At 29.8% G+C, this 3,660-nt stretch carries 3 protein-coding genes; all 3 read right to left on the bottom strand.

Features of this window, described 5'->3' with window-relative positions:
• A partial coding sequence (locus M3Z80_RS09435; protein ID WP_293919365.1) for a 5'-3' exonuclease occupies nucleotides 1-749 on the bottom strand: 749 nt, incomplete at its 3' end.
• 319 nt (nucleotides 750-1,068) lie between these two features.
• Nucleotides 1,069-2,148, bottom strand: coding sequence for a peptide chain release factor 1 (prfA, locus tag M3Z80_RS09430; protein ID WP_293919364.1), 1,080 nt, complete (start codon nucleotides 2,146-2,148; stop codon nucleotides 1,069-1,071).
• A 220-nt stretch (nucleotides 2,149-2,368) separates the two neighbouring features.
• Nucleotides 2,369-3,660: sulfatase-like hydrolase/transferase (locus tag M3Z80_RS09425; protein ID WP_293919363.1), on the bottom strand; the 1,292-nt coding region annotated here is incomplete at its 5' end.

Below are 3,660 nucleotides of genomic sequence, written 5' to 3'. Positions count from 1 at the left end.
GCTAATTTTTTAGATAAAATTCCCATTTCTTTATTAGCCTCCACTTTTTCTCTCATCTTTCCTTTTAGTTCATGAGAATGGGCAAACAAATTTTCAATACTACCATATTCTTTTATAAACTGTTTTGCAGTTTTTTCTCCAACTCCGGGTATTCCCGGAATATTGTCAACACTGTCTCCCATCATCCCTAAAAGATCAATCACTTGAGATGGATTTTTAACAGCAAATTTTTCTTTTACTGAATCAACATCCCAAATTTCTATATCATTTCCTCGCGAAGCAGGTTTAAAAACGAAGATATTTTCTGAAACTAGTTGGGCATAATCTTTATCGGAAGTCATCATATAGGTGGTATATCCTTCTTTTTCCGCTTTTTTAGCCAAGGTTCCAATTACATCATCTGCTTCATAGCCTTCTTTCCATAAACATGGAATTTTTAAAGCTTCCATTAACTTATGTATGTAAGGAACTGCAATACGGATTGCTTCTGGTGTTTCCTGGCGATTTGCTTTATATTCTTTATAGACTTGATGTCTGAAAGTTTCACCTACATCAAATACAACTGCAAGATGTGAAGGTCTTTCCTTCTTCATTAAATCGAAAAGAGTATTGGTAAAACCAAAAATAGCTGAGGTATTTAATCCTTTCGAATTAATCCTAGGATTTTTAATAAAAGCATAATAAGCTCTAAAAATGAGAGCATAAGCATCTATCAGAAATAATTTTTTATCGCAATCTTGACTGGTCATTTTTTAGAATTATCTATATTTCTATTTTCAAATATAAGATTTTGAAGTTAATTTTTAATGATCAATTGCAAAGGGAAATTAGATAAATAAAGAATTAATACGAAAAGATTCAGTTATTTATTAAGTATATCTGTTGTTATAAAACTTAGAATAAATGGGATGTTTATCCTAAGTTTTAAAGTTTATTACTATTGATAATCGCTTAATTCGAATGATTAGATTATTTACTTTTCTAATTATACTTTAAAATATAAAATAAGATAATATATAGGGTAATCTTTATTTATTATAAGTTAATTAAGTAATAAATGAAAAAAAATTAATCTTCTTGCCCTTTTAATTTTTCTGCATTTTCTGCAATTTTCACAGCTTCAATCATTTCATCAATATCTCCATTCATAAAGTTATCTAAATTATAGATGGATTTATTGATACGATGGTCGGTCACACGTCCTTGTGGATAATTGTACGTACGAATTTTTGCAGAACGGTCACCTGTAGATACCATGGTTTTTCTATGAGCAGAAATTTTATCAAGGTGTTCCTGAAGTTTCATATCATACAACTTATTACGAAGCATTTGCAAAGCCATTTCCCTATTGGCGTGTTGTGAACGTGCAACTTGGCATTGAATCATGATACCTGTTGGTTTATGCGTGAGCTGTACTTTGGTTTCCACCTTATTAACATTCTGTCCTCCTGCTCCACTGGAACGTGCAGTTTGATATTCCAAATCTGCCGGATTAATCTCTACGTCAACCTCTTCCGCTTCAGGCAAAACGGCTACCGTTATAGCAGAGGTGTGTACTCTTCCTTGTGATTCAGTTTCAGGAACTCTTTGCACACGATGTACACCCGATTCAAATTTCATTATACCGTAAGCACCTTCCCCACTAACGTTAATGATCATTTCCTTATATCCTTTTACGCTTCCTTCGGTCGCATCCACCACCTCGAAATTCCAACCTTTTTGTCTCCAATACATGCTATACATACGAAATACATCTTCTACAAATATGGCCGATTCATCTCCTCCTGTTCCTGCTCTCAACTCTACGGTTATATTTTTATCATCTTCGGGATCTTTTGGAATCAACATATATTTAATGTTCTCTTCCATTTGAGGAATTTTTGCTAAAGCATCATTTTTTTCTTCTTTAGCTAACTCAACCATATCAGCATCTTTCCCATCTTTTATAATTTCATCTGCATCGGAAACTGTATTTAATAAAGATTTGTATTGATGATATATATCTACAATTTTATTTAAGTCTTTGTATTCTTTGTTAAGTTGGGCATATCTTTTCTGATCTGAGATTACATCCGGTTGTATAATCAAATCAGAAACTTCATCAAATCTTTGTTTAATAGCCTCTAATTTTAATACTAAATCTGACATACGATAAGTGGGTTTAAGTTTGCAAATGTACAACTTTGATAGAATATTTTCTGCTTCCTAATTTTTATATGTATTAAAAAGTATCTAAATTTTCTTGAATAAAAATTTAATTCAATACTTTAAAAAAATATCTTTAAAATTATTTTTTGTTATCTATTTATTTTAAAAGTTTCCATAAAGTATACATATTAAATAAATATTTTTCAAGAAAAAATTTAAATTATTTTTGAGAAATATTATAAAAGCGAGAATTTTCCATGACGGCTTCATGCACAATATTGAAATCAACTTCTCTATCTTCAATAGGATTTAAATTTTTATCTATCACATCATACATACCCGAAGAATAAATGTTAATAATCATATTTTTTTCAATAATAGCATATTTTTGATTGTAACCGCATATAAACCAGTCTCTTTCTGAACAATCATAAAGATTTTTACCTACACTATACTCATTATAATCATTTTGTACTCCTAATACTGTATCCATAAATGTGGGAATTATATCATAGTGCAAGGTTAAATGTGTATAAATTTTAGGAGTTTTAGAATGATCATAGATAACAAGTGGCGTTCCAATTTGATAGTCTGAAAAATTTCCTCCATGTTGCCAATATCCTTTTTTATTATCATTAAATTCTTGTCCATGATCTCCTGTAATTATGATAAGGGTTGAGTCTAAAAGATTCTTATCTTTCAATTCAACAATTACTTTTCCAATAAGACTATCTACGTAGTTTAAAGAGTTTTTATACCTATTAAAAAGAGGTAGTGGATTGTAATCGTTCGTTAGAGCCATATAATTTACTTCCTGTAATGAGGGAGTAAATTTCAAATGATAATCTGAAGGATAATCAAATCCATGAGCTGAATCAAAAAATAAAAAGCTAAAAAAAGGTTGTGATTCAGATGAATATGTATTTTTAAGAAACTTCAACCACTCATTATATATATCCTCATCTCTTTCAGACGGAGAAACGCCTTTAGATTCCAACCTTAAATTAGGAATTCCAGAAAATACATTTTTGTTAAAAGGTGGGTTCTCAAGTGTTGAGCTTGATAAAATAGATAATTGATATCCTTGCTTTTTTAGTTCATTAAAAAAAACCGGCGAAATTTGTAGACCTGTAAAATTATCGTAATAGGTTGCAGGTATTGCATAAAATAATGAAAATATACCCCCGGTTGTCATATTAGAACCACTCTTATGATTTTGGAAAACTTGAGAGCTTTTTGACAACTGATATATGTTTGGCGTGATTTCTTCTGTCATGCAATTTAATCTCCAAGAATCTATAACTATAAAAAGTATATTCTTTTTTAGACTATTTTTAGATTGTAAAGGTTTTAAAGGATAATTAATCAGTGATTTAGAATAGGTATGGCTTAACAACGTGTTTTTTTCAATTTCGTCTTTATCTATTAAATTAAATTTACGTAAAAGTGATTCAAAAGTTAATGGATAATAGATAGGGTAAATGTTTTTTATTTGAGAAATAGGTCTATATC

The organism is Apibacter sp., from assembly GCF_025291155.1.
Classification (GTDB): domain Bacteria; phylum Bacteroidota; class Bacteroidia; order Flavobacteriales; family Weeksellaceae; genus Apibacter.
The sequence above is the reverse complement of the archived record's forward strand: the minus strand, read 5'-3'. Positions and strand labels throughout refer to the sequence as shown.